General features: G+C 65.0%; 24 protein-coding genes and 1 riboswitch. Of the genes, 15 read left to right on the forward strand and 9 right to left on the reverse strand.

Annotation, left to right across the window (positions count from 1 at the left end):
* Nucleotides 1-4 precede the first annotated feature (4 nt).
* The gene (locus C1O66_RS04655) at nt 5-1351 is read left to right on the forward strand and encodes a sigma-54-dependent transcriptional regulator (RefSeq protein WP_102766822.1); all 1347 of its coding nucleotides are present in this window, start codon (nt 5-7) and stop codon (nt 1349-1351) included.
* Between the two features lie 17 nt (nt 1352-1368).
* On the opposite strand, the gene C1O66_RS04660 is transcribed toward C1O66_RS04655, so the two are convergent.
* Nucleotides 1369-2289 carry an amino acid ABC transporter substrate-binding protein gene (locus tag C1O66_RS04660; RefSeq protein WP_102766823.1) on the reverse strand — a complete coding sequence of 307 codons (921 nt, stop codon included), beginning with the start codon at nt 2287-2289 and terminating at the stop codon, nt 1369-1371.
* A gap of 105 nt (nt 2290-2394) precedes the next feature.
* Between C1O66_RS04660 and C1O66_RS04665 the strand changes: the two genes are divergently transcribed.
* A complete protein-coding gene (locus C1O66_RS04665; RefSeq protein WP_102769465.1) occupies nt 2395-3087 on the forward strand; it encodes a gamma-glutamylcyclotransferase in 693 nt (230 codons plus the stop codon).
* Here C1O66_RS04665 and C1O66_RS04670 read toward each other — a convergent pair.
* A complete protein-coding gene (locus tag C1O66_RS04670; RefSeq protein ID WP_243392706.1) occupies nt 3077-3655 on the reverse strand; it encodes a nucleotidyltransferase family protein in 579 nt (192 codons plus the stop codon). The two genes, C1O66_RS04665 and C1O66_RS04670, sit on opposite strands and share 11 nt — an antisense overlap.
* A gap of 222 nt (nt 3656-3877) precedes the next feature.
* Between C1O66_RS04670 and pdxH the strand changes: the two genes are divergently transcribed.
* Nucleotides 3878-4540: a pyridoxamine 5'-phosphate oxidase gene (gene pdxH / locus C1O66_RS04675; RefSeq protein ID WP_102769466.1), complete on the forward strand. Its 663-nt coding sequence runs from the start codon at nt 3878-3880 to the stop codon at nt 4538-4540.
* 37 nt (nt 4541-4577) lie between these two features.
* Here the strand turns inward: pdxH and C1O66_RS04680 are convergent, their stop codons facing one another.
* From C1O66_RS04680 to msrA, 6 genes are all read right to left on the reverse strand, one after another.
* The gene (locus tag C1O66_RS04680; protein ID WP_102766825.1) at nt 4578-6713 is read right to left on the reverse strand and encodes a TonB-dependent receptor; all 2136 of its coding nucleotides are present in this window, start codon (nt 6711-6713) and stop codon (nt 4578-4580) included.
* A gap of 214 nt (nt 6714-6927) precedes the next feature.
* Nucleotides 6928-7356, reverse strand: a complete 429-nt coding sequence (locus C1O66_RS04685) for a hypothetical protein (protein ID WP_102766826.1) — start codon at nt 7354-7356, stop codon at nt 6928-6930.
* Between the two features lie 30 nt (nt 7357-7386).
* Nucleotides 7387-7920 carry a DUF3299 domain-containing protein gene (locus tag C1O66_RS04690; protein ID WP_243392707.1) on the reverse strand — a complete coding sequence of 178 codons (534 nt, stop codon included), beginning with the start codon at nt 7918-7920 and terminating at the stop codon, nt 7387-7389.
* 66 nt (nt 7921-7986) lie between these two features.
* A complete protein-coding gene (locus tag C1O66_RS04695) occupies nt 7987-9204 on the reverse strand; it encodes an FtsX-like permease family protein (protein ID WP_102766828.1) in 1218 nt (405 codons plus the stop codon).
* Nucleotides 9201-9878 carry an ABC transporter ATP-binding protein gene (locus C1O66_RS04700; protein WP_102766829.1) on the reverse strand — a complete coding sequence of 226 codons (678 nt, stop codon included), beginning with the start codon at nt 9876-9878 and terminating at the stop codon, nt 9201-9203. The genes C1O66_RS04695 and C1O66_RS04700 overlap by 4 nt, the downstream gene beginning before the upstream one ends.
* A 40-nt stretch (nt 9879-9918) precedes the next feature.
* Nucleotides 9919-10473: a peptide-methionine (S)-S-oxide reductase MsrA gene (msrA, locus tag C1O66_RS04705; RefSeq protein WP_102766830.1), complete on the reverse strand. Its 555-nt coding sequence runs from the start codon at nt 10471-10473 to the stop codon at nt 9919-9921.
* A 185-nt stretch (nt 10474-10658) separates the two neighbouring features.
* On the opposite strand from msrA, the gene C1O66_RS04710 reads away from it, so the two are divergent.
* A complete protein-coding gene (locus C1O66_RS04710; RefSeq protein ID WP_133155105.1) occupies nt 10659-11468 on the forward strand; it encodes a YdcF family protein in 810 nt (269 codons plus the stop codon).
* 205 nt (nt 11469-11673) lie between these two features.
* Here C1O66_RS04710 and ubiD read toward each other — a convergent pair whose 3' ends face one another.
* Nucleotides 11674-13251, reverse strand: coding sequence for a 4-hydroxy-3-polyprenylbenzoate decarboxylase (ubiD, locus tag C1O66_RS04715; RefSeq protein ID WP_102766832.1), 1578 nt, complete (start codon nt 13249-13251; stop codon nt 11674-11676).
* Between the two features lie 264 nt (nt 13252-13515).
* Between ubiD and C1O66_RS04720 the strand changes: the two genes are divergently transcribed.
* From C1O66_RS04720 to ribD, 11 genes are all read left to right on the forward strand, one after another.
* The gene (locus C1O66_RS04720) at nt 13516-14370 is read left to right on the forward strand and encodes a lytic transglycosylase domain-containing protein (protein WP_102766833.1); all 855 of its coding nucleotides are present in this window, start codon (nt 13516-13518) and stop codon (nt 14368-14370) included.
* Nucleotides 14371-14437: 67 nt separating this feature from the next.
* Nucleotides 14438-14577, forward strand: a riboswitch (ZMP/ZTP riboswitch).
* Between the two features lie 76 nt (nt 14578-14653).
* Nucleotides 14654-15904 carry a serine hydroxymethyltransferase gene (glyA, locus tag C1O66_RS04725; protein WP_102766834.1) on the forward strand — a complete coding sequence of 417 codons (1251 nt, stop codon included), beginning with the start codon at nt 14654-14656 and terminating at the stop codon, nt 15902-15904.
* Nucleotides 15905-15928: 24 nt separating this feature from the next.
* Nucleotides 15929-16372 carry a transcriptional regulator NrdR gene (gene nrdR, locus C1O66_RS04730; RefSeq protein ID WP_102766835.1) on the forward strand — a complete coding sequence of 148 codons (444 nt, stop codon included), beginning with the start codon at nt 15929-15931 and terminating at the stop codon, nt 16370-16372.
* A 139-nt stretch (nt 16373-16511) separates the two neighbouring features.
* Nucleotides 16512-17054 carry a GspH/FimT family pseudopilin gene (locus tag C1O66_RS04735; protein WP_102766836.1) on the forward strand — a complete coding sequence of 181 codons (543 nt, stop codon included), beginning with the start codon at nt 16512-16514 and terminating at the stop codon, nt 17052-17054.
* Between the two features lie 102 nt (nt 17055-17156).
* The gene (locus C1O66_RS24560) at nt 17157-17654 is read left to right on the forward strand and encodes a type IV pilin protein (RefSeq protein ID WP_102766837.1); all 498 of its coding nucleotides are present in this window, start codon (nt 17157-17159) and stop codon (nt 17652-17654) included.
* Nucleotides 17651-18268 carry a pilus assembly FimT family protein gene (locus C1O66_RS04745; RefSeq protein ID WP_165794483.1) on the forward strand — a complete coding sequence of 206 codons (618 nt, stop codon included), beginning with the start codon at nt 17651-17653 and terminating at the stop codon, nt 18266-18268. Before C1O66_RS24560 ends, C1O66_RS04745 begins: the two co-directional genes overlap by 4 nt.
* Entirely contained in the window at nt 18247-19002 is a 756-nt protein-coding gene (locus C1O66_RS04750) for a PilW family protein (RefSeq protein ID WP_102766839.1), read from the forward strand. The genes C1O66_RS04745 and C1O66_RS04750 overlap by 22 nt, the downstream gene beginning before the upstream one ends.
* 8 nt (nt 19003-19010) lie before the next feature.
* Complete coding sequence (locus C1O66_RS23425; RefSeq protein WP_165794484.1) at nt 19011-20357, forward strand: PilX N-terminal domain-containing pilus assembly protein; 1347 nt, start codon at nt 19011-19013, stop codon at nt 20355-20357.
* A gap of 4 nt (nt 20358-20361) precedes the next feature.
* Nucleotides 20362-21624: a type IV pilus modification PilV family protein gene (locus C1O66_RS04760; RefSeq protein WP_102766841.1), complete on the forward strand. Its 1263-nt coding sequence runs from the start codon at nt 20362-20364 to the stop codon at nt 21622-21624.
* A gap of 112 nt (nt 21625-21736) precedes the next feature.
* On the forward strand, nt 21737-22741 hold the full coding sequence (locus C1O66_RS04765) for a recombination-associated protein RdgC (protein ID WP_102766842.1): 1005 nt from the start codon (nt 21737-21739) through the stop codon (nt 22739-22741).
* A gap of 60 nt (nt 22742-22801) precedes the next feature.
* The gene (gene ribD, locus C1O66_RS04770; RefSeq protein WP_102769467.1) at nt 22802-23896 is read left to right on the forward strand and encodes a bifunctional diaminohydroxyphosphoribosylaminopyrimidine deaminase/5-amino-6-(5-phosphoribosylamino)uracil reductase RibD; all 1095 of its coding nucleotides are present in this window, start codon (nt 22802-22804) and stop codon (nt 23894-23896) included.
* Nucleotides 23897-23932 lie beyond the last annotated feature (36 nt).

Consider the following 23932-nt stretch of genomic DNA (forward strand, 5'->3'; position numbering starts at 1 on the left):
ATCCATGTTCGAGGGATTCAAAGTCCTCTTTGTCGAAGACGATCCGCCGGTGCGGGCCAGCCTGAGCCAGACCCTGGAGCTGGAGGGCCTGGAGGTGCAGGCCTGTGCCAGCGCCGAAGAGGCCCTGCCCCATATCCAGGCCGGGGCGCAGCTGATCGTGGTCACCGATGTGCGCCTGCCGGGCATGGACGGCCTGGGCCTGCTCGACCATGTCATGGCCACCGACCCCGAAATCCCGGTGGTGCTGGTCACCGCCCATGGCGATGTGGCCATGGCCGTGCGGGCCATGCGCACGGGCGCTTACGATTTCATCGAAAAGCCTTTTGCGCCTGAACGCTTTCTCGACGCCGTGCGCCGCGCCCTGGACAAGCGCGTGCTGCGCGTGGCGGTGGACGAGCTGCGCGGCCAGCTGCAGCGGCGCAGCGGCATGGAGGCGGTGCTGCTGGGCAATTCGGCCGCCATGCAGCAGGTGCGGCGCCAGGTGCTGAACCTGGCCGATACCTCGGCCGATGTGATGATTCTGGGCGAGACCGGCACCGGCAAGGAGCTGGTGGCGCGCTGCCTGCACGACGAGAGCCGGCGCCGCGACCGCAACTTCGTCGCCATCAACTGTGGCGGCCTGCCCGAGGCCTTGTTCGAGAGCGAGTTGTTCGGCCATGAGCCGGGCGCTTTCACCTCATCGTCCAAGCGCCGCATCGGCAAGATCGAGCATGCCAACGGCGGCACCTTGCTGCTGGACGAGATCGAGACCATGCCCATGCTGCTGCAGATCAAGCTGCTGCGCGTGCTGCAGGAGCGGCGCGTCGAGCGCCTGGGCTCGAACGAGGAGCTGCCCATCAATGTGCGCGTGATCGCCGCCACCAAGGCCGATCTGCGCGCCCTGAGCGAACAGCAGCTGTTCCGCGGCGACCTCTACTACCGGCTCAATGTCGCCACCCTCTCACTGCCGCCGCTGCGCGAGCGGCGCGAGGACATTCCGCTGCTGTTCCAGCACTTCGTCAACCAGGCCTGCGCCCGCTACGAGCGCAGCGCGCCCGAGCTGAGCCCGCAACGCCTGCGCGAACTGATGGCCCATGACTGGCCCGGCAATGTGCGCGAGGTGCGCAATGCGGCCGACCGCTTTGTGCTGGACATTGGCGGTTTCGAGGGCACCAGCGCCCCCACGCCCGAGCCGCAAGCCACCCTGGCCCAGCAGATGGACCAGGTGGAGAAGGCACTCATCGAGCAGGCCCTGCAACGCTGCCAGGGCAAGGTGCCCGCGGCCATGGAGCTGCTGGGCACGGCCAAGAAGACGCTGTACGACAAGCTGCACCGCCACGGCATCGACCTGGAACGCTTCAGATCGAACTGAAGCAATGACCGCCAGTTTCAGCGGTAATGCGCTGGATCGGGCGAATCGCTGGGCTGCTCGATCAGGCGCTGAAACGCAGGGCTCATGGGCAGGCGCAGATTCAGTCCCGAACCCGGCAGCGGGCTCTCGAACCAGCGCTGGTAGATGCGGCGGATCTCGCCGCTGCGGAACAAGGCCCGCAGAACCTCATCGACCAGCTGCTTGAAGCCCGGATCGCCCTGCGCCAAGCCCAGGGCATAGGGCTCGATCGAAAAAGACGCCTCGGAGATCAGGTAGTCCTGGGGCCGGCCGCTGCCGGCCAGCCAGGTGCGCAGCAGCACATCGTCCATGGCATAGGCCACGGCACGGCCGGTCTGCAGCAGGCGGAAGGCGTCCTTGTCGTCCTGGCCTACCAGGATCTTCATGTCCAGCTCGCGGGTCTGGTTGAGCTGGTGCAGGAACTGGATGCTGGTGGTGGCGATGGTGGACGCCACCGGCTGGCCGCGCAAATCTTCCACACTGCGGATCGGCTGCTGGCGCTTGGACAGCAGGCGGGTCTCGGCCACAAAAGTGGTCAGAGAAAACGCCTGGATGCGCTGGCGCTCGGCCGTGTGGGTGGTGATGCCGCACTCCAGATCGACCGCACCATTGGCCACCATAGGCATGCGGGTGGCCGAACTGACGCTGACCATCTTGGCTTCCAGCTCCGGCAGCTGCAATCGCTCACGCACCGCCTGGACCACCCGCTCGCACAACTCGATCGAGTAACCCACCGGCTTGAGATCGGCATCAAGGTAGGAAAACGGCGCCGAGGCCACGCGGTAGCCGAGCACGATCACGCCCGTGTCGCGGATCTTGCGCAGGGTGGGTGAACTCAGGGGCTCGGCCGCCCGCGCCGTCAGCAGCGACAGGCCGATCAGCAGGAGCAGAGCGAAAGACCGGAAACAGGTGTTGAACATGAGGCGAGGTCGAGACAGAGGCCGCGGGAAGCTGCTGCGGAAAAGCTGCCGCGATTGTCACAGCTGCCGCGCGCGGCGCGAGCCTGTGGCAGGATGACTGCCCTGATGAACCCTCACTCGCCTTCTCTCGACGCCGCCGCCCGTGATGCGGCATGGCGCGAAGTCCTGCCTCTGGAGCAGGCCCTGGCCGCCCTGCCCGCTCACAGCCAGGACTTGCTGCAAGAGGCGCGCAAAACGTGGTGCCGCGAACAAGGCCTGCTGCTCTTCGCCTACGGCTCGCTGATCTGGCGCCCGGGCTTTGAAGCGGCCGAGCAATGGCCGGCGCGGGTCCAGGGCTACCACCGCGCGCTGCGCCTGCGCAGCCTGTCCAACCGTGGCAATCGCGAACAACCCGGCCTGGTGCTGACCCTGCTGCCCGGCGGCAGCTGCCGCGGCCTGGTCTACCGGGTGGCGCCCGAGCACAGCGCGCGGGTCCTGGACGAGCTCTGGGTGCGCGAGATGGTGGTGGGCTCGTACACGCCGCGTTGGCTGCATTGCCACACAAAGGCCGGCCCCCGTTTGGCGCTGAGCTTCACGCTCAAGCGCAACAGCCCGGCCCGGGTCGGCCCGCTGGACGATGCCGCCTTGCTGCATATCCTGCGCCATGCTCGCGGCCGTTACGGCAGCACCCTGGACTATCTGCAGCGCTGCGTGCTGGGCCTGCGCGCGCACGGCATCCATGACCGCGAACTTGAGCGGCAGCTGCATCTGGCCGCCACCCACGGCCTGTGCGAAACCCTGGCGCCGATCAGGCGCTGACCTGGGCCTTGACCCGCTGCAAATCGGCCACCGTGTCGACATCGAGCAGCACACCGGGATCGTCTACATCCACCGCCTGCGAGGGGTACCGCGCCATGATGCGGCGCGCGCCCTCGTCGCCATGCAGATCAACCAGCTCGGAGAACAGCTCGGCACTGAAGCCCACCGGGTGGCCCTGGCGGCCGCGGTACTGGGCGTAGGCGACGGGATAACTGCTCAGCGCAACGGCCACCGCAGTCATGGTCTCAGGCCGCAGCAGGGGCATGTCGGCCGGCACAATCAACCAGCCTTCGGAATCGCCGCTGGCACTGACGCCGGCCGCAATCGAGTGGCCCATGCCCACGGGACTGGGGCGGCCTTGGCTGTCCAGCTCCGGCAGCACCACGACATCGCGCTCGGCCACCAGCTGCTCCAGGCTGCCGGCCAGGGCCGGTGTGGTCACCACCACCACCCGCAGCTCGGTCGCCAAGGCATGCGCCACGGTGCGGGCCAGCACCGTATCCAGCAGCGGGTCTTGGCCGGCACCCAGGCGCTGCGCCAGCTTGTGCCCTTGGCCGGTGAATCTCATGCCGCGTCCTGCCGCGAGCACGACGACAGCCGGTCGCCGATGTGTCATCAGATCAAATCCTTCAAAAAGCCCCTCGGCTCGGGCGCTGCCCGATCGACACGCCGGGCTGCACAGTGCCGCAAGCATGCCGCCCGGGCCCGGCTGTGCGCAATGGGGCCATCACTTAAGGTGTTCTACCGTCAGAGCAAGTACCAGCGCCCGCTCTGGGCCGATACTCTGCGCATGAACAGCAGCAACCACAGCAAACCCGAATCCCTGGCCGACCTGCGCAAGAGCTACGAGCAAGGCGAGCTCGACGAGGCCATGGCCGCGAACGAGCCCCTGAGCCAGTTCAAGCAATGGCTGGATCACGCCCTGGCCAGCCGGGTGCCCGAACCCAATGCCATGACCGTGGCCACGGTGGGCGCCGACGGCCGCCCATCCACCCGCATCGTGCTCATCAAGAGTTATGACGAGCGCGGCATCGTCTGGTTCACCAACTACCAAAGCCGCAAAGGCCAGGAGCTGGCGATCCATCCTTTTGCCGCCCTGCAGTTCCATTGGGTGGAGCTGGAGCGGGTGGTGCGCATCGAGGGCCGGGTCGAGAAGGTCAGCGACGAGGAATCGGACGCCTACTTCCACTCCCGCCCGTTGGACTCACGCCTGGGCGCCTGGGCCTCGCCGCAGAGCCAGGTGATCAGCTCGCGCGGCGTGCTGGTGGCCAACGCCGCCAAGGCCGCCGTGCAGCACGGCCTGAACCCCGCCCGCCCGCCGCACTGGGGCGGCTACCGCCTGGTGCCCGAGCGCTGGGAGTTCTGGCAGGGGCGCAAGTCGCGCCTGCATGACCGCCTCAGCTACCGCCTTCAAGCTGACGGCCAGTGGCTCAAGGAGCGCCTGGCCCCCTGAGCCCCTGCCCCCTTAACAAGCTCGAGGCGGCGCTCGCTCAGAAGCGCAGCTGCAAGCCGGTGTGCAGGCTGCGGCCCGGCAGCGGGCTGAGCTCGCGGATGGTGGCCACCGAACTGGCGCTGTAGGCCAGTTGATTGCCCACATTGTCGAGCTTCAGATACCAGAGCGCCTCGTTGTTGCCGATGCGCAGCTGTCGTGACAGGCTCAGTTTGAGCACACCGTAACCGGCCGTGGCATGGTCCAGGGCCGGCACACGGTTCTGCCGCGCACTCAAGCGCCACTCAGCGCGGGCCGTCCACGGGCCCTGGTTGGCGTCCAGCGCCAGGCTGGCGCGCAGCGGCGCCAGACGAGGCAAGGCTTCACCGGTCTGCCGGTTATGGCCACGCACGCCATCCAGCGTGGCCGAGACCGCGAACTGCGTGCCCGGCAGCAGCTGAGCCGGCAAATGCCAGTGACCTTCCAGTTCGAAGCCGGTCAGCACGGCCGGAACCGATTTGAAGGCATAGACCGGGAAGCGCTCGCCTTCGTCTTCAAACTCCTCACCCGTGGCGTCGAGGGCGATATAGCTGGCAAAGCGCGTGCGGTACAGGTTCAAGCGCACGAAGTTTTCGGCCTGCTTCCATTCCAGGCCAAAGTCCACACCCTTGGCACGTTCCAGCCCGAGATTGACGTCACCGCGCTCGTAGGCGCCGCTGGCCACATGCACGCCTTGCGCATGCAACTCATAGAACATGGGGGCGCGCTGGCTGCTGTTGACCTGGGCATTGAGGCTGAAGGCCTCGCTCAGGCGATAGCTGCCGCTCAAGCTCAGGCTGCGTGGCTTGAAGCGCTGGCTGCTGGCAGCGCCAAAACGCGGCTCTTCGGCATCGGCCGCATCACCGGCCGAGTTGACGCGCACCGATTCCGCACGCGCGCCCGCCTCCAGGGTCAGCGGGCCGGCTGAGTATTGCTCCAGCAAGAAGACCGCACTGCTGCGCGTCTGCGAGCTGGGCACCAGGGCTTCAGCGCCGATGGCAGAGAAGTCGCTGCGCTCCATCTGCAGGCCCAGCATGCCCTTGACGGCAGCACTCGCGCCCAAGGGCGCATGCTCCAGTTCCAAGCGCAGGTCCTTGCCGCGGTTCTTGAACACCGTGCCCACCTCACCCGAGCCTTCCACCTCCTGATGTTGGTAGCGGCTGCTGCTGGCGTTCCAGCTCACCCGGCGAAACAGTTCGGCCGCGCCGCTGCCCGGGGCGAAACGCCATTCGCCGGCCGTGGCCGCGCGCTGGCGTTGCATCTGGATCTGCACATCGGGCTCGACCGTCACGCCGTAGTCGTTGTGATAGTCCTCCAGCGACAGCCCGGCATAGCCCTGGGCGAAGATGTAGGAACCGCCCACCGCGCCGCCGTGGCTGCGCGCCGCGGAGTTGCGCACCTCGGTGGCGCTTTCACCCTCGGCGGTGAAGCGCGGGGCGCTTTGGTTGGAGGCCCGACGGCCGGCCAGGTCGGCATGCCAGGCCCAGCCTTGGCTGCCCGAGCCGACACCACCGTCCAGCACCACGGCGCCGTTGCGCTCTTGCGCCGGGCCGCCGAAGCGCACTTCCGCCGCACCGCTCAAGCCGGGCTGCATGGCCTTGGGGATGCGGTTGTCCAAGGTGTTGACCACACCACCGATGGCGTTGCCGCCGTAGAGCAAGGCGGCCGCACCGCGCAACACCTCGACCCGGTCGATGACCAAGGGGTCGGTCGGCACGGCATGGTCAAAACTCAGGCTGGAGGCATCGACCGAGGCGCCGGAGTTGTTCAGCATGCGCACCCGGTCGCCATCCAGGCCACGGATGGTGGGCCGGTTGCTGTTGGGGCCGAAGTAGCTGGCCGAGACGCCGGGCAGGCCATCGAGGGTCTCGCCCAGCGAGGAGGCTCGGCGCAGGCTCAGCACATCGCCGCTGAGCGCGCTGTTGGCTTGGGTCAGCTGCTGGCTGCGCAAGGGGTTGCCGGTCAGTTGGACACGGCCCAGGTGCTCGGTGCTGCCGGCTGCGGACGGCGCAGCGGCCAGCGCGCCAGCGGGACCCGCCGTGACTGCAGTCTGAGATGGAGCGATCGAGGCTGTTTGGGCCTGGCTGGACAGACTCAGACACAGGAGTGCGGCTCCCAGGGCCAAGGGCCGCGGGGCAAAAACGGAAGCGGTGCTCATGATCGGAAAACTTTCTGGCGCTCGTGCCGACGGTCCGCTTGCATGCGGACTCGTGGACACGAAACATGACCGGAGGAACGGGGCTCGGACAAACCCAGATGGGATGCGCGCGAAGCCCATCTCGATCCGAACGCAGGTCACAAAGACGGTCGCCGCTGAACACAGCGGCCAACACGCGGAACCTTGCGCGGTCGAGGCGAAAAAGGGAGTTCGCTCAGGCCACCGAAGGCGGGCCGCGGGCGGCGCGCTTCCAGTACGCCGCCAGGTGCAAGGACGCCACCGGAGCCGCATCGGGCCTCGCGAACACAGCGTCTTGAAGCGCCACCGCGGGCAAGGCCAGGGGCGCGTGGTCGTGGCTGAGCTGGTCAAGCAGCAAGCAAATCAGCTCGCCGCGTGTGTGACCCCAGCCCTCGCCGGACGTCATCCGGGCGGTCTGGGCATCCGACACAGCGCTGGCCGGCGCCAGCGAAGCCAGCGGCACCAGGGCCCGCGCGAAGCCGGCGCTGTGCAGCACCCGGTGCGATTGCCCCAGGCCCTGGAAGGCCAGCATCAAGGCCAGCAGCGCCCAGACCCGCCAGGCCTGAGCCAGCGGCCAGCGCAGCGCCGGGGCGCTGCGGGCTGATGTCTGGGAGCTGCGGCTCATGGGTTCAGTCGATCAGGTTCGGGCCTGAGCTCAAGGCGCGCCCAGACCTTGGCCACCGTTGATGCGGTAGAACAGACCGTAAGGGTCGTCGCTGAGCACGGCCAGCACGCCCTCGACCAGCACCGGCTCCAGGGTGTAGCGCACCGGCTGCTGAGTAAAGACTTCAATCAAACCCTCGGCACCGGCCGGCACGCAAAACGAGCAGGAGGTGGGCACCGAAGACAACAAAAAGTGGCGCTGCTTGTCGCCCGGCTCCAGCGGCATCATGAAACCCTGAACCTTGACCTTCTTCTGGTTCAGCGCCTGCACCGGAGCGGGAAAGGTCGGCACCAGCCGGTTTTTCTCCGCCTTGGTGCTCACCGAGGACAGCAGGCTCCAGGACAGCACGCCTTCGCGCTCCTGCAGCGGCTTGAAGGGGCTGCGCGGGTCGTGATAGCCCGGCCCTTGACCGATGGCTGGCACCTGAGCCGGCACCTGCGCCTGCACCCCAGCGCAGCACAAGGCCAAGCCCAGCATCAGCAGGTGGCGGCGTGCCGCAAACGCGGAGCGGGACAGAGTGTTCACAAGAAGCACAGTTCGGTTCATGGCGATTCGGATCGAGTGCGGCATTGTGCCTGCAGCGGCATCGCTTCAGCGCGGCGCCTGCAGCAATTCACTGACATCCAGCCGGTAAGCGCGCCAGGCCGGCCAGGCCGAGGCCAGCAGGGCCAGCGCCGCGGCAAGCAGGGGCAGGCCCCACTCCCAGCTCGAGAACCAGGCGCCGGTCAGGCGCAGGCTCTGGCGCTCGGCCAGCACCCGGCCCAGGATCTCGCACAGACCATGCCCCAGGCCAAGGCCGATGACACAGGCCAGTGCCGCCAGAATCGCCGCCTCCAGCCCCACCAGCACCGCCACCCGCCACGGTGGCGCGCCCAGCATGCGCATCATGGCCAGATCCGCCTGCCGGGCCCGGACGGCATTGAGCAAGGCCACGAACACCGACAAGCCCGCCGCCAGCAGCAGCACCCACGCAAAGCCGCGCAAGACCTCGGTGCCCGCCCCCACCATGCGCAGCAAGCGCGCGGTTTCCAGCGCCGGCGCTGCCGCCTGCAGGCCCGGCTGGGCATTGACCCAGCGCGGCAGGCTGATGGCCGCCAGCGGGCTGCGATAGCTGAGCAGGATCAAGGTGACCTCGCGCTGGGCCTCATTCCTGTCCTCCGCCTCATGCGCCTCATGCGCCTCGCCATGGTGGGCCTCGTGAACCTGCCAGACGGAGGCCAGATCGGTCAGCACCAGGCGGTCGATCACGGTGCCTGTGGGTTTCAGGATGCCGGTCACGATGTAGCCGCTGCCCTCGTGCGCATCCCCCTGCTCGCCCAGGCCGTGGCTGCCGGCAAACGATGCGCCCAGGCCCAGGCCGGTGCGCTGTGCGACCTCGGCACCGAGCACGGCCTGCATCGGCCCGTTCCACGCCTGCCCCTGAGCCAGGCTGGCGCCGTACAGATCCAGATAGCTGCGCTCCGTGCCCACGATGCGAAAGCCACGCAGGCTGTCACCCAACGACAGGGGCACGGCGCGTGCGACCAGGGGCTGCGCACGCAAGGTCTTGAGTGTGGCCAGCGGAATGTTGCCGGTGGGCACATCGAGATGAAACACGCCCGAAAGCATGATCTGCATGGGGCTGCCTTTGGCGCCGACCACCAGATCGATGCCGGCCAGATCACGGCGCACACCCGCCTCGATCTGCTCGCTGACCAGGAGCACAAAGCTGATCGCCGCCAGGCCCAGGCTCAGGAGCAAGAGATTCAGGCCGGCCGTCAGTGGCTGCGCCCAGAGATACCGCCAGGCCAGGCGAATCAGGGCGCTCATGCCTGCACCTCGCCCGCGCGGCCCGCCGCCAAATCCAGCAGCGACCAATCCGCCCTGCCCGCCAGCGGCTGGACCAGACGGCCGTCGTGCGTGGCCAGGATCAAGCTGACGCCCTGCGCCGCAGCGACCTCGAGCAGCAAGTGCAAGACCTGCTGCGCATGGGCATCGTCCAGACTGGCGCTGGGCTCATCGGCCAGCAAGAGCGCCGGCTGCCGCATCAAGGCCCGCGCCAGGGCGACCCGCTGCGCCTGCCCCACGCTCAGATGGTGCGGCAGGCGCGCGGCCAGGCCTTGCAAACCCAGCTGCTGCATCAAAGCCAAGGCACGCTCAGGCTGGGGCGGCAAGCCAGCGCTGATGAAGGGCAGAGCCAGGTTGTCCAGCACGCTGAGGCTGGCACTGAGGTGCAGGCGCTGCGGCACAAAGCCCAGCTGCGCGCCGCGCCAGGCATCCCGCTGGCGCGCATTCAGCGCACTCAGCTCGGTGCCAGCCATCTGGATGCGGCCCGCGCTCGGCGTCAGCAGACCGGCCATCAGGGCCAGCAAGGTGGACTTGCCGCTGCCCGAGGGGCCTCGCAGCAGCAAATGCCGTCCGGTCGGCAGCGAAAAATCAGGAAAAACGACGGGGCTGGCGCCACCCGCGTAGTGGTGGCTGAGCCCGGACCATTGAATACTCATCGACGCCAAGCGCTCCGCAGGTGTTTGTGCACGTGATGCGTCAATCGGCCGGGCGCAGCAGGCGCGCAAAGGTCTTGCGGAACTTCTCGACCTTGCCGGCCACGACGAAAGCGCAGTAACCCTGGCCAGGGTTGCGGGCGTAGTAATGCTGGTGGTAGGCCTCGGCCGGCCAGTAGTTCTGCTCGGGCAGAAGTTCCGTCACCACCCGGCCCTGATGGGCGGCCTGGGCTTCATCCCATACCTGGCGGGCTTGCGCCGCCTGCTCAGTTGAATGGGTGTAGATACCCGATCGGTACTGCGTGCCGACATCGGCGCCCTGGCGATTGAGCGAGGTCGGGTCGTGGATGACAAAGAACACCTCCAGCAACTCGCGCAGGCTGACCACAGACGGATCGAAATCGACGCGCACCACTTCCGCATGGCCCGTCTGGCCCGAGCAGACCTGCTCGTAGGACGGGTTCTCAACCGGGCCATTGCAGTAGCCCGACTGCACCGCATGCACGCCGCGCACCTGCTCAAACACGGCCTCAGTGCACCAGAAACAGCCGCCACCGAGGGTGATGCGTTGCAAGGAGGAAGGGATGGAGCTGTTCATGGTGTCGGGTCGCGTCACAGCGAAGGTATGGGGGAGACAAACGAGTCGGCGCGAGCATAGCCGAGCCGACCCGCACCCGCCGACGACGGGCTCATGCCCACATGCAGCGATGATGCGCACCGGCGAAACAGAATCAATTCGACAACAGGTGTGGAAATCGAGGTGGAGCGAAGGTGGATTGGAGCTTGTTGACCCCAAACTTGAAGCCGCTGGCCATGAGCCTGGTGCAGGCACCCATGGTGTTCATGGCCCTGGCCATCGCAGGCGGCTGGCAGTTGCAAAAAGGACGCCGGCGTCGTGGCTGGCTGCTCCTGTTCGCGACCGTGATCGCGGTCTGGCTCAGTGGTTGCGAAGGCTTCGGACGTTTTTTGAGCCAGCAATGGCTGAACACCCCGCCCGCCCTGGACCGGGCGGAGATCGCCCGGCTGCGCCAGCTGCAAGCGAAGGACGGCGGCGTGGCCGTGCTGGTGCTCGGCGGCGGTGCACGCCAGTGGGCGCCGGAATACCAGGGCCCCTCGCTCAATGAATACGGCCTGCCCCGGCTGCGGCTGGGCATCTGGCTGTCACGGCAGATCCAGGCGCCGCTGGGCTTTTCGGGCGGCATCGGCTGGCAGGCGCGCGACCAGCTGCTCAGCGAAGGCCAGATCGCCCGCCGCGTCGCTGCCGATGAATTTCAACACCCCCTGTCCTGGATCGAAGACCGCTCGCGCGACACCCGCGAGAACGCCCGCTTCAGCTTCGACTATCTGCAGCAGCGCCAGATCCGCACCCTGGTGCTGGTCACGCATGAGCAGCATCTGCCGCGCGCGCTGCGCGCTTTTCGCGAAGCCATGAATGACAAGGGCGTGCCGGGCTCCATCACCCTGATCCCTGCCCCAGCCGGCTTGCGTCCGGACGGCCCATGGCGACTGAGCACCTGGTTGCCATCCAGCGAGGGCTATGCCCGGGTGCGCTATGTCATCTACGAGGCCATTGCCCTGGCCGCGGGCCACTGAAGCGGCGACGCCCAGCGGAAAACGTCAAGCCCAGAAGTAGAAACCCCTTCCAGGCCTGAACCGGGAAGGGGTGTGGTGGCTGACGCCACCGATGGGGCTCTCGGGGGATGTGCCCGAGGGCTCCTGGCGCGCAATGATTGCGCCAGAGGTTGTGCCTGAGACAGGCCTCCCAACACTAGGTGAGGCCCGGCTCGCTTTCAAGCCATCAAGCCCCGGACAAACCCGAGGCTGAGGATGTGAACAGGGTTTCAAACAGCTGATCGGCGCGCGCTTGCACCTCGGGCGTCATGACGATGCCCCGGCCCCACTCGCGGCTGGTCTCACCCGGCCATTTGTTGGTGGCATCCAGGCCCATCTTGCCGCCCAGACCGCTGACCGGCGAGGCGAAATCGAGGTAGTCGATCGGCGTGCTGTCCACCAGGGTGGTGTCACGCACCGGGTCCATGCGTGTGGTGATGGCCCAGACCACTTCCTTCCAGTCGCGGATGTTGATGTCCTCATCCACCACGACGATGAACTTGGTGTACATGAACTGCCGCAAAAAGCTCCAGAGCCCGAACATCAGCCGCTTGGCATGGCCGGGATAGGCTTTGCGAATCGAGATCACCGCCATGCGGTAGCTGCAGCCTTCGGGCGGCAGATAGAAATCAACGATCTCGGTGAACTGCTTTTGCAGAATCGGCACGAACACTTCATTCAGCGCCACACCCAGAATGGCCGGCTCATCGGGCGGCTTGCCGGTGTAGGTCGAGTGGTAGATCGGCTGCTCGCGCCTTGTCAGGCGGCTGACTTCAAACACCGGGAACCAATCCTGCTCGTTGTAATAACCGGTGTGGTCGCCGTACGGCCCCTCCAGCGCGTGCAGGTAGCCGCCCTTTTCTTTCAGCGGCACGCCGTCCTCGCTGGCACCGGTGAAGCCCGCAGCCGCCGGCGGGATATGCCCCTCCAGCACGATCTCGGCGCTGGCAGGCACTTGCAACATGCGGCCGGCTTCACCCACGCCGCTGTCCACCAGTTCGGTGCGTGAGCCCCGCAACAGTCCGGCGAACTGGTACTCCGACAAGCTGTCGGGCACCGGCGTGACGGCGCCCAAGATGGTGGCGGGATCGGCGCCCAGCGCCACCGCAATCGGAAACGGCTGCCCCGGATTGGCCAGCGCAAACTCGCGGAAATCCAAGGCGCCGCCGCGATGGGCGAGCCAGCGCATGATGAGCTGGCGCCGTCCGATCAGTTGCTGGCGGTAGATCCCCAAGTTCTGGCGCGCTCGCGGCTTGGGCACCGACTGCGGCCCCCGGGTGATGACCAAACCCCAGGTGATCAGAGGGCCGATATCACCCGGCCAGCACGTCTGGATCGGGATGTCCTTGAGGTTGATGTCGGCACCCTGCAGCACCATCTCCTGGCACGCCGCGCGACGCACCGTCTGGGGTTTCATGTCCCAGACTGCTTTCATCATCTGCAGCAAACGGCCGACGTCCTTGACGCCCTTGGGCGGTTCGGGCTCTTTCAGATTGGCCAGCACATGGCCGACCTGGCGCAAATCATCGAGGCTGTCGGCCCCCATGCCCAGGGCCACACGACGCGGCGTGCCAAACAAATTGCTGAGCACCGGCATGGTGTGACCGGTGGGCTGCTCGAACAAGAGTGCTGGTCCCTCGGCGCGCAAAACCCGGTCGCTGAGGGCCGTCATCTCCAAGACGGGGGAGACCGGCTGGCTCACCCGTTTGAGCTCACCCATGCCCTCTAAACCGCCAATAAAGTCGCGCAGGTCACGATACTTCATAATATTCAGTAATATAAAAACCAGTTAACAAGCTTGACGGGTTATTTTTGACCCTTAAAATCCGCCTGCCCTGAACATTCAGGGTTAACCCGTGTCTTCGCCTCTGGGAGGGTGAAGACGTCCCGCTGCCGATGGACGTCAGCCCCGGCGAAGGCCTGCAATCCGCAAGCCCCGCCACCTGGGCCGGCCCATTATCACTGCCACCTCTTGAGCCCCTGGCACCAGCCGGGATGCTTGATTTGTGGAAGAGAAGAAAGGAGTCGCATGACAGCGCGTCGTGATCTTTTATCCCTGACCCGCAGCACCGGAGCCGCTGCGTCCTTGTTCATCAAGGACATCGGCCAAGGCCTGCTGGTCGTCAGCCACAACACCCTGGCCCTGGTCGGCCTGGCCGTGGTGGCTGTGCTCCTGACCTTTGCCAGCCAGGCTGAACTGCGCCAGCAACTCGAAGGCCAGGCCCGAGGCTGGCTCCATGCCCGCCAAGAAGCCCGCAATATCGCCGATGGCAACACCTTGATCGGCAACGAAGAACCGGATGCGATCGCCCGCGCCACGGCGGTCGACCCCAAGGACCTACCCCGCCAGCAGGCCGCCATCGCCCAGTGGGTGGCACGGCGCTACAAGGTTGCACCGGAACCCATCAGTCGCCTGGTTCAAGAAGCCTACGCGGTCGGCCAGCGCGCTCGGGTGGAACCGACCCTGATTCTGGCCATCATGGCCATCGAGTCGGCCTTCAACCCATTTGCACAAAGCACGGTGGGCGCCCAGGGTCTGATGCAGGTGATGACCCAAGTGCACAACGACAAGTACGAGGCGTTCGGCGGCAATTTCGCGGCCTTCGATCCGATCACCAATATGCGTGTCGGTGTTCAAGTGCTGAAAGAGTGCATCCAGCGAGCCGGCACGGTGGAGGAAGGCTTGCGCTACTACGTGGGTGCAGCCAATTTGCCCGACGAAGGCAACTACACCAGCCGAGTCTTGGCCATGCAGGAGCAACTCAAGGCCGTGGCCGCGGGCCGACCTGTACCCGCTCGCCCAGCCAGCACGCCAATGGCAGCACCCAAGCTGCCGAGCGGCCCGGCCACGGTCGAGGACGAGCGCGTCGCCCAGCTGCACTGAGCGCAGCCTGCCCTGTGCTTTGGCGAAGCCGGCTTCCTCGGGAGCCCCTGGCGCTGCGGCTACACTGCAGCCTTCGCGCGACTGGCGATCAAGGAGGGCCAGGTGACCGAGCGTCACCGGCAGCCTGAGGTGGTGGACCACCGGGAAGCGCGAACGTCGATGGGCTGAACCCCACGCCGACTTCAGCCGTTCGCCTGGGCAGCTTGGTCTCGCTGATGCACCTGTTTCTTCAAATCGGTGCCCAGCCGGACGGGCACTCCACCTCTAGAGCACTGCCACCCCTATGTTTGACCGTAGCACTTCCACCCTCGCCCAAGTCGATCCGGATCTCTGGGCTGCCGTCCAGAACGAAAACCGTCGCCAAGAAGATCACATCGAGCTGATCGCCTCGGAAAACTACACCTCGCCCGCCGTGATGCAGGCGCAGGGCAGCCAGCTGACCAACAAGTACGCCGAAGGCTATCCCGGCAAGCGCTACTACGGTGGCTGCGAGTACGTGGACGTGGTCGAACAGCTTGCCATTGACCGCCTGAAAGAGCTCTTCGGCGCCAACTTCGCCAATGTGCAGCCCAACTCCGGCTCGCAAGCCAACCAAGGCGTGTTCTTCGCCTTGCTGCAGCCGGGCGACACCATCATGGGCATGAGCCTGGCCGAAGGCGGCCACCTGACCCACGGCATGGCCCTGAACATGAGCGGCAAGTGGTTCAACGTCATCTCCTACGGCCTGAACGCCAAGGAAGAGATCGACTACGACGCCATGGAGGCCCTGGCCCGGGAGAAAAAGCCCAAGCTGATCATCGCGGGCGCTTCGGCCTACAGCCTGCGTATCGATTTCGAGCGCTTCGGCAAGATCGCCAAGGAAATCGGCGCCTACTTCATGGTGGACATGGCCCACTACGCGGGTCTGATCGCCGCGGGTGTCTACCCCAACCCGGTTCCGCACGCCGATGTGGTGACCTCCACCACCCACAAGAGCCTGCGCGGCCCACGTGGCGGCATCATCCTGTGCAATGACGAAGCCATTGCCAAGAAGATCAACTCCGCCATCTTCCCCGGCATCCAGGGCGGCCCGCTGATGCACGTCATCGCCGGCAAGGCCGTGGCCTTCAAGGAAGCGCTGACGCCCGAGTTCAAGGCCTACCAGGCTCAGGTGGTCAAGAACGCAAAGGTCCTGGCCGACACCTTGATCGAGCGCGGCCTGCGCATCGTCTCGGGCGGCACCGAGAGCCACGTCATGCTGGTGGACCTGCGCCCCAAAAACCTGACCGGCAAGGAAGCCGAGGCCATCCTGGGCGCCGCCCACATGACCTGCAACAAGAACGGCATCCCCAACGACCCGCAAAAACCCATGGTCACCAGCGGCATCCGCCTGGGCACGCCGGCCATGACCACGCGTGGATTCAAGGAAGAACAGGTGCGCGCCACCGCTCACCTGATCGCCGATGTACTTGACAAGCCGCATGACGAGGCCAATCTGTCCGCCGTGCGCGAGAAGGTCGCCGCCCTGACTCGCGATTTCCCGGTCTACCGCTGAGCCTGATCCAGGCACGACACGCCGATGCGCTGCCCCTTTTGCAATCACGGAGAAACCCAGGTCGCCGAGACCCGGGAATCGGATGAAGGCGATGTGGTGCGCCGTCGGCGTCGCTGCCTGGGTTGCGACAAGCGATTCACCACTTACGAGCGGGCAGAAATTGCCCTGCCCGTGGTGGTCAAGAAAGACGGCACGCGCGCGGACTTTGACTCCCGCAAGGTTCGCGCATCCATGCAACTGGCGCTGCGCAAGCGCCCTGTTAGCATCGAGCAAATCGACGCCGCCCTGCTGCGCATCGAAGAAGCCCTGCTGACCAGCGGCGCCCGCGAACTGCCTTCGACCAAGCTCGGCGAGCTGGTCATGCGCGAACTCAAGCGCATCGACAAGGTGGCCTATGTCCGCTTCGCGTCCGTGTACCGCAGCTTTGAAGATGTGGACGAGTTCCGCCAGCTGATCCGCGAGATCTGAGCCGCTTTTAGCGCCGCCCCGGCCCACGTGAACACCCCCCACCAAAGAGGGGGCCGACTCCCACCACGGAGTGACAGAGATTCAGGCCAGCGCCTCCTAGATTGTGTTCATCCCCATGAACAAGCTCAGGAGTTAAATCATGCGCAAGCCCAGCCAACGGATGCAGCAAACAGGTTTCACCGTGCTGGAAGCCAGCATCAGCCTCCTGATCTCCGCGCTTCTGGCCTCACAAGCCATACCCGCCCTGGGCAAGCTCAAGCAGCGCCAGTCCCTGAACGGCGTCGCCCAGACCGTGATGACCGATCTGCAGCAGGCGCGCAGCGAGGCCGTGCTGAATGGCAGCAATGTCCACCTCAAATTCAGCAGCCACGCTTCGGGTACCTGCTACGTGCTGCACTCCGGCCCCAGTTCCTCATGCAGCTGCGAGGAATCCGGGCAGGCGGTCTGCACGGGCGAAGGGCAAGTTGTGAAGTCGGAATGGTTCCCGACTCGGGGCGAGGTGGCGATTCGCGCAAACGTCAGCGGCCTGAGCTACAGCCCGCGCCAAGGCACAACGAGCAGCACGGGAAGCATCGACATCCACCATCGCAACGGCGACGTGATTCGCCACGTGGTCAGCATCACCGGTCGAGTGCGCAGCTGCGCACCGGGCCAAGCGCACTCCGGCCTCCAAACCTGCTGAGTACCCCCCCCGAATAAGTGGAGGACGACCGGCGGTTGGACTTGGCCGACCGACGGCACTTCAAACGACTGGCGGCAGGCCTTGGGTTTCGATAATCGTCGAATGGAATCTCCCGACAATTCACTGCTCGCGCCTGACTCACGCACGTCTTCCGCGAAAGGCTTCACGCTGATTGAGCTCATGATTGCAGTGGCCATCATCGGCATCTTGACGGCCGTTGCGCTGCCGAGCTATCGCGAATACATGAATCGCAGTCGTCGCTCTGATGCCATCAGTGCGTTGACGCAAGTCACGCAAGCCCAGGAACGTTGGCGCGCGAATCGCAGCGCCTACGCCAGCAGTTTCTCGGACTTGGGTCTCAATTTCCCGAGCAATCGCACGCCTGCCGGCCACTACACGCTAAGCATCGCCGGCATCGGCACCGCACCCAATGTAGCCTTTGACTCCGGCTACACCGTAACTGCCACGCCGGTCAGCGGCACGCCTCAAGCCAACGACAGCAAGTGCGCAACGATCTCGATTCAGGTGCGAGGGGGGCAGCTTTACTACCTCGCCAGCGACTCCAGTGGAAGTAGCAACACGCAATGTTGGCCGAAATGAAGATACGCAACGCATATACGAAGCATTTCAAGCCCTTTGCCATGCGCAGGCTCCGGGTTAGCGGCTTTTCTCTCGTCGAGTTGCTGGTGGGCCTCGCGATTCTTGGCGTTTTGCTTGCCTTGGCAGCCCCCTCCTTGGCTGATTTCATCAATCGCCGTCGAGTCGAGGCGGTGGCTGCAGAACTGGCCACTGATTTGGCCTATGCACGAACAGAGGCTGCCGTTCGTTCCGAACAGGTTTATGTTCGGTTCAGAAGCGACGACAACCTCACCTGCTACTCGATTTCCTACTGGTCAGGGATCGGTATGTGCGACTGCCTGCGAGAAGCGGGAACAAGTTGCGGCAGCGGCCTTTCATCAGCTTACGAGCTCAAGATCAATCAATTACGGCGCTCTCTCGGCGTCACCATGACGCCCAGCCAGGCAGAAAACCCCTTCGGCTTTTCCGGCACCCAACTCAGATCCAGCGATCCCAACTTCTATGTCACGGTGGCTGGCTCACGTGGCGCGACTCTGCTGGTCAAGACGAATGCTGCCGGCCGGGTTCTGACCTGCTCGCCGAGTGGCAGCGGCAACATTCCTGGATACCAGACATGCCCGGCCAACAGTCAATGATGCGCAACGGGCTCATGAACGAGAGGCGCCGTCAACGCGGACTGAGTTTGATTGAACTCATGGTCGGCATCACGGTCGGAATGATCGTGGTGGCTGCAGCGAGTCTGATGATGACGAGCCAGCTGAAGGAACACAAACTGTTGGTACTGGAAACCCAGTTGCAACAAGACCTGCGAGCAGCTGGAGATTTGATATTGCGAGACTTGAGGCGAGCCGGGTTTTGGGCGATGCCACAGAACGGCGTTTGGGCAGAAGGGAGCTTTGCGGCCCCAACTCCCAATCCATATGCCAGTGTAACCAGTGGCGGAAACGCCCAAAATGGATCCCTAGAGTTTCAGTATTCACGTCATCTGGCCAATCGAGATAACGCAGCTGGGTATCCAAATCCAGAAGACGGCGCCATCAACGACAACACAGAGCGCTTTGGATTCAAATTGGAAGATGGGATTCTCAAGGTGCGCCTCGGCGCAGCATGGCAGCCAATAACAGACCCAGCCACTCTGACAATTACGGCCTTTCAGGTTCAACTGCAAACCCAAAACCTCCCACTTCAGCAGTTCTGTGAGCTTACTTGCCCCCCCGGAACGGCATGCCCCTTGCTTCAGGTCCGACAGGTCAGCATCAACCTGGTGGGTCAAGCGGTGCACGACAGCAGTGTGGTCCGGAGCATTCAACTGAGTGGCCGCGTGAGAAATGACAATGTTGCAGGGGCCTGCCCGGCCGTTCCAGCATGAGGCGCTACGTGCTTTCAACTCCGTCGCATGGTCAAGACACGCAAGTAGGCGCTGCCACCCTGGTCGTGGTCATGGTTCTTTTTTTAGTGATGGCCATGGTGGCAGCGTTTGCTAATCGCAATTTGATCTTCGAGCAACGCATTGCCAGTAACTACTACCGCGGCAGTGTCGCCATGGAAGCAGCGGATGCAGGTGTGGCCTGGACAGAAGCCCAGCTGAATGGCTTGAATGTTGACGCAGCCTGTCAGCCAACTATGGCCGCAGGCGCAAATCGCTTCAGAGACCGCTATCTAAGTGTGGACCCCAACACACAGAAGCTGCAAGTATCGATCCCTCCCGCCAGCAACACCGTGTACTTTGCTGACTGCTCCTTAGTCGCCGGTCAAGGGTGGCAATGCAGATGCCCTGGCATGGGCGCTTGGACTGTCAATGCAGGTGTGGCGGCAGCCAGTGCGATGCAACCAAACTTCAGAATCCAACTCATGAACCAGACCCGGGCAGATGCTCGAAGACCCGGCACGATTCGCATCCTGTCCAGGGCTTGCTCAAGCAGCGGCACAACTTCGCTTGCCAATGGCGTCGTGCAAAGCGATTGCGACAACGAACTGGCTCGACGTGAGAAACAGCTGGGTTCAAACTGGATCGAGACCGATTTTGGGTTTGTCAGCGCCTTGAAGATGCCTCCGGCAGCACCACTGACACTGGCGGGAGGTGTGGCGAGCGGGGCAGCAGGATTAGGCCTGCACAACAGTTCGCCATCCAGCAGCGGCATCCTGCTCGTCGCTGGAGGAAGTGCTGCTGGGCTGGACAACAGCCGACTAGATAGTATTCCCGGCACACCTGGCCACCTGGCGGTGATCACCAATGACTCTACGCTGGCTGCGACGAGCGCCACGCCTGGTCGCTTTTTCTCCATGCATTTCGGCATGTCGATGAACAGCTACATCAATCAGCCGGCCATGCGACAAGTCATCTGCCCTGCGGCGCCAGGAGACTGTGCAGCCATTTTGCTGGGGGAGTACAACCGTGGCGTGCGCATGGCGTGGGTCATTGGGCCAATGGCGCTGTCCAGCAACATCACCCTGGGCACAGCAGCAAGCCCCATGCTCGTCGTCGTCATGGGCGGCCTGCAACTGAGTGGCCCCATGCAGTTGACCGGTCTCTTCTACGCCACAGGCGATGTGACGTGGGCAAGCCCCATTGGACAACTTTCACTTTTGAATGGTGCCCTGATGTCCGAGGGCAATTTGACAGTCAGCGGCAATGTCGATATCTGGTACCAAGCCGGCATCATTGATGCTTTGAAGAACCGAACGGGCAGCTTTGTGCGCCTGCCGGGCAGTTGGTGGAACTGACGCCATGAGCTCAACCAGACACAGCCAAGCCTGCGCAGCCAAGCGCCGCACTGCCCGCGGTGTGACCTTGATCGAGGCCCTGGTGGCCATGCTCATCATGACTTTCGGCATGGTTGCGCTTGTAGGCATTCAGAGTTCTATGCGCCGAGGAGCCGATCTGGCCAAGCAGCGCGGCGAAGCGCTGCGTATTGCACAGCAGGACATTGAGACAGCGCGAGGCTACTGGACGCTGCCTACGACAGTCGCGGCGCCGGCTGGCACTGTGAGTTACCAAGGCCTGGTCACGCAGGCTGCCAACAACCAAGCTGGAAACCCCAACAGCAATGCCACCTTCACGCTGACACGCACAGTCACTAACTGGGTTGACTGGCCCGCTACCCAACCCCAGGCGCTGCCCAGCATGAAGGCCTTGACAGTGCAGGTCTCGTGGCTGGATCGAGCCAATGAAATACAGCAAGTCGAGCTGAATACCTTCATCGCCAAAGCTGACCCAGCTTTGGCCGGCTCACTCTCGGTGCCTGCTGTGTCTTCTCCAACTCGCCGTCCTGGAGAACGCGACGCCAGCATCCCGGTCCAAGCCAAGGACCTCGGCAACAAGACCAGCGTGTTCGTGCCCGGCCCCACGGCGACGGTGGCTTGGGTGTTCAACAACCTGACCGGCGTGATCACCGGGCGCTGCACGGTGGCCATGGGCACATCGTCGAGCAGCCTGACCTTGCAAGACGTCGAGTCTTGTTCGAACAACACGGTGGGCTATTTGCTGAGTGGCACCATTCGTTTCTCGAACAGCCTCCGCCCGGACCCGGCCCATCCGGAAGGCTTTGCCTTGCCGCTGGATGTGGTGATCACCAACAGCCGGCTTGCCGACGCGATTGCGGCCCCGACCGTGCAGCAATGCTTCGACGATGCGCCGACCAGCCCCTCCTCGACCATGCCCTTCGTGAGCTACAACTGCTTCATCGAGCCCAACAACGGCACACCGAGAATCTGGTCCGGCCGGGCAGAACTCAGCGGCATCGAATTGACGGGAGCCAATGCCCGCAAGGTCTGCCGCTACAGCGCTGACTACGACGGCAATGGCAGCATCAGCAATGCGGAGCACCCGGAAAACTACGACGCCGTGAGCTCCTCGCTGGCGCGGCAGAACTTCCTGGTCATCAATGCCAGCGTGAGCCGCTGCCCGACTGGCGCAGCCGTCGATCCGGACAACGGCGTGTTCGTCAACAGCAACACCGAGCTCCAACAAGCGGCGCCCGCGCAACCCTGATCGAGAACCGCGCCCGTCTCTCGTCCTCGGCCATCGGCCTGAGTGACAATCACGTTTTGGTCGCGCGCCCTCAGGCGGCGGCCGCGCACGTGAGACAAGAGCAAGGACTGCAGTGTTCAAGAATTTGATGGTGTACCGCATCGGTGCGGATTGGCAGATCACGGTAGAGCAGATCGAGGAAAGCCTGGCGAAGTCCGTTTTCGTCGAGTGCGGCGCCACCCAGGCGCAGTCGCTGGGCTGGACTTCACCGCGCGGCATCCCTCATGCACCCCTGGTCGAAGACATCGGCGGTCACTGGCTGCTGAAGCTGATGCTGGAGCAGCGCGTGCTGCCCGGCTCGGTGGTGCGCAAGCGCACCGATGAGCTGGCCGCCCGCGTCGAGCAGGAAACCGGCCGCAAGCCCGGAAAAAAACAGACCAAGGATCTCAAGGAGCAGGCCACGCTGGAACTGCTGCCCCAGGCCTTTACCAAACAATCCTCCATCCGAGTCTGGATCGCGCCGGCTCAGCAGCTCCTGATGATCGACGCCGGCAGTGCCAGCCGGGCCGAAGAGGTGGTCACTTTGCTGGTCAAGGCACTCGACGGCCTGAACCTGCACCTGATCCAGACCGCCGAATCGCCCGCCGTCTGCATGGCCGCCTGGTTGATGGACGGTGTGCCGCCCGAGGGCTTCACCATCGACCGCGAGTGCGAACTCAAGAGCGGCGACGAAATGAAATCCGTGGTGCGCTACGCTCGCCATGCGCTGGACATTGAAGAGGTGCGTCAGCATCTGCAAAGCGGCAAGGCCCCCACCCGCCTGGCCATGAGCTGGAAGGACCGTGTGTCCTTCATGCTCACCGACACCTTGCAAATCAAGAAGATCAGCTTCCTCGACCTCGCCTTCGAAGGCCGCGACACGCCCGAGAAGGACGAGGCTTTTGATGCCGACGCCGCCCTGGCCACCGGCGAGCTGTGCAAGCTCATCCCCGAGCTAATCGACGGCCTCGGTGGCGAGCATGACTTCTTTGCTGCGGGTGCTGCATTGGCCGCCCTGCCCGCAAACGCAAGCCCGAGCACCGACCCGACCGGCAGCGAATCTGCCAACCAGACGCTCGAAACCGCGCCCTGGGACTGAGCGTTGAACCACAGCGCCGCCCTGCCCCGCCCAACTCACCTGGCCTCCGCGCAAGAGGCCATGCGCCATGCCCTGAGCCTGGCCGAACGTGCGATCGGCCTGACCGACCCCAACCCGCGGGTCGGCTGCGTGATCGTCGCGGCCGATGGGCGGCTGCTCGGCCAAGGCCACACCCAGGCCGCCGGCCAGGCCCATGCCGAGGTGATGGCCTTGCGCGATGCGCAAGCACGCGGCGAATCGGTGCTGGGCGCGACCGCCTACGTCACGCTCGAGCCCTGCGCCCACCACGGGCGCACGCCGCCCTGCTGTGATGCCTTGGTCGCCGCCGGCCTGGGCCACGTGGTCGTCGCCCTGGAAGACAGCAACCCGCAGGTGGCCGGCCAGGGCATGGCACGGCTGCGCGCCGCTGGCGTGCAGGCCGAGTGGGTGGAAGACCCCGCTCTCAGCACGGCAGCGCGCGAGCTGAACCTCGGCTTTCTCTCGCGCATGCAGCGCGGCCGGCCCTTTGTGCGCATGAAGATGGCCGCCTCCCTGGACGGCCGCACGGCTCTGGAAAACGGCGTCAGCCAATGGATCACCGGCCCGGCCGCCCGCCAGGACGGACATGCCTGGCGCAAGCGCGCGGGCGCCGTGCTCAGCGGCATTGGCACCGTGCGCGATGACGACCCGCGGCTGGATGTGCGCCTGGTCGACACCGTCTTGCAACCGCTGCGCGTCATCGTTGACTCCCGGCTTGAAATATCGCCCGCGGCCCGGTTGCTGCAGCCACCGGGTCAGGTCGTGCTCTGCCACGCGCTTGAATCGCTGGAAGGGCATGCAACGGCCGTTGCCCTGCTCGAGAAAGGCGCCGAGTTGATCAGCCTTCCGGGCCCGGGTGGCAAGGTCGATCTGCCCGCCTTGCTCGACGAACTGGGCCGGCGCGGCATCAACGAGCTGCATGTCGAAGCCGGGCACAAGCTCAACGGCTCCCTGCTGCGCACTGGCTTGGTGGACGAACTCCTGGTCTACCTGGCCCCCCTGCTGCTGGGTCCGGGGCGCGAACTGGCTGCCCTGCCCGCCCTCAGCCAGCTCGACCAGGCCCAGCGCTGGCAATGGCAAGAATGCACGCCGATCGGCGAGGATCTGCGCCTGCGGGCCCGGCCGCTGCGCGATTGATGACCCCGCTCCAGTTGGAGCGGCCCTGCCCCGCCT

This window comes from Paucibacter aquatile (assembly GCF_002885975.1).
GTDB classification, from domain to species: Bacteria; Pseudomonadota; Gammaproteobacteria; order Burkholderiales; family Burkholderiaceae_C; genus Paucibacter_A; species Paucibacter_A aquatilis.

Excerpts from the sequence above, each read along its gene's own strand:
- C1O66_RS04655 (WP_102766822.1), top strand. The coding sequence starts at position 5 with ATGTTCGAGGGATTCAAAGTCCTCTTTGTCGAAGACGATCCGCCGGTG.
- C1O66_RS04660 (WP_102766823.1), bottom strand. The coding sequence starts at position 2,289 with ATGTTCAACACCTGTTTCCGGTCTTTCGCTCTGCTCCTGCTGATCGGC.
- C1O66_RS04665 (WP_102769465.1), top strand. The coding sequence starts at position 2,395 with ATGAACCCTCACTCGCCTTCTCTCGACGCCGCCGCCCGTGATGCGGCA.
- C1O66_RS04670 (WP_243392706.1), bottom strand. The coding sequence starts at position 3,655 with ATGAGATTCACCGGCCAAGGGCACAAGCTGGCGCAGCGCCTGGGTGCC.
- pdxH (WP_102769466.1), top strand. The coding sequence starts at position 3,878 with ATGAACAGCAGCAACCACAGCAAACCCGAATCCCTGGCCGACCTGCGC.
- C1O66_RS04680 (WP_102766825.1), bottom strand. The coding sequence starts at position 6,713 with ATGAGCACCGCTTCCGTTTTTGCCCCGCGGCCCTTGGCCCTGGGAGCC.
- C1O66_RS04685 (WP_102766826.1), bottom strand. The coding sequence starts at position 7,356 with ATGAGCCGCAGCTCCCAGACATCAGCCCGCAGCGCCCCGGCGCTGCGC.
- C1O66_RS04695 (WP_102766828.1), bottom strand. The coding sequence starts at position 9,204 with ATGAGCGCCCTGATTCGCCTGGCCTGGCGGTATCTCTGGGCGCAGCCA.
- C1O66_RS04700 (WP_102766829.1), bottom strand. The coding sequence starts at position 9,878 with ATGAGTATTCAATGGTCCGGGCTCAGCCACCACTACGCGGGTGGCGCC.
- msrA (WP_102766830.1), bottom strand. The coding sequence starts at position 10,473 with ATGAACAGCTCCATCCCTTCCTCCTTGCAACGCATCACCCTCGGTGGC.
- ubiD (WP_102766832.1), bottom strand. The coding sequence starts at position 13,251 with ATGAAGTATCGTGACCTGCGCGACTTTATTGGCGGTTTAGAGGGCATG.
- C1O66_RS04720 (WP_102766833.1), top strand. The coding sequence starts at position 13,516 with ATGACAGCGCGTCGTGATCTTTTATCCCTGACCCGCAGCACCGGAGCC.
- glyA (WP_102766834.1), top strand. The coding sequence starts at position 14,654 with ATGTTTGACCGTAGCACTTCCACCCTCGCCCAAGTCGATCCGGATCTC.
- nrdR (WP_102766835.1), top strand. The coding sequence starts at position 15,929 with ATGCGCTGCCCCTTTTGCAATCACGGAGAAACCCAGGTCGCCGAGACC.
- C1O66_RS04735 (WP_102766836.1), top strand. The coding sequence starts at position 16,512 with ATGCGCAAGCCCAGCCAACGGATGCAGCAAACAGGTTTCACCGTGCTG.
- C1O66_RS24560 (WP_102766837.1), top strand. The coding sequence starts at position 17,157 with ATGGAATCTCCCGACAATTCACTGCTCGCGCCTGACTCACGCACGTCT.
- C1O66_RS04745 (WP_165794483.1), top strand. The coding sequence starts at position 17,651 with ATGAAGATACGCAACGCATATACGAAGCATTTCAAGCCCTTTGCCATG.
- C1O66_RS04750 (WP_102766839.1), top strand. The coding sequence starts at position 18,247 with ATGCCCGGCCAACAGTCAATGATGCGCAACGGGCTCATGAACGAGAGG.
- C1O66_RS04760 (WP_102766841.1), top strand. The coding sequence starts at position 20,362 with ATGAGCTCAACCAGACACAGCCAAGCCTGCGCAGCCAAGCGCCGCACT.
- ribD (WP_102769467.1), top strand. The coding sequence starts at position 22,802 with ATGCGCCATGCCCTGAGCCTGGCCGAACGTGCGATCGGCCTGACCGAC.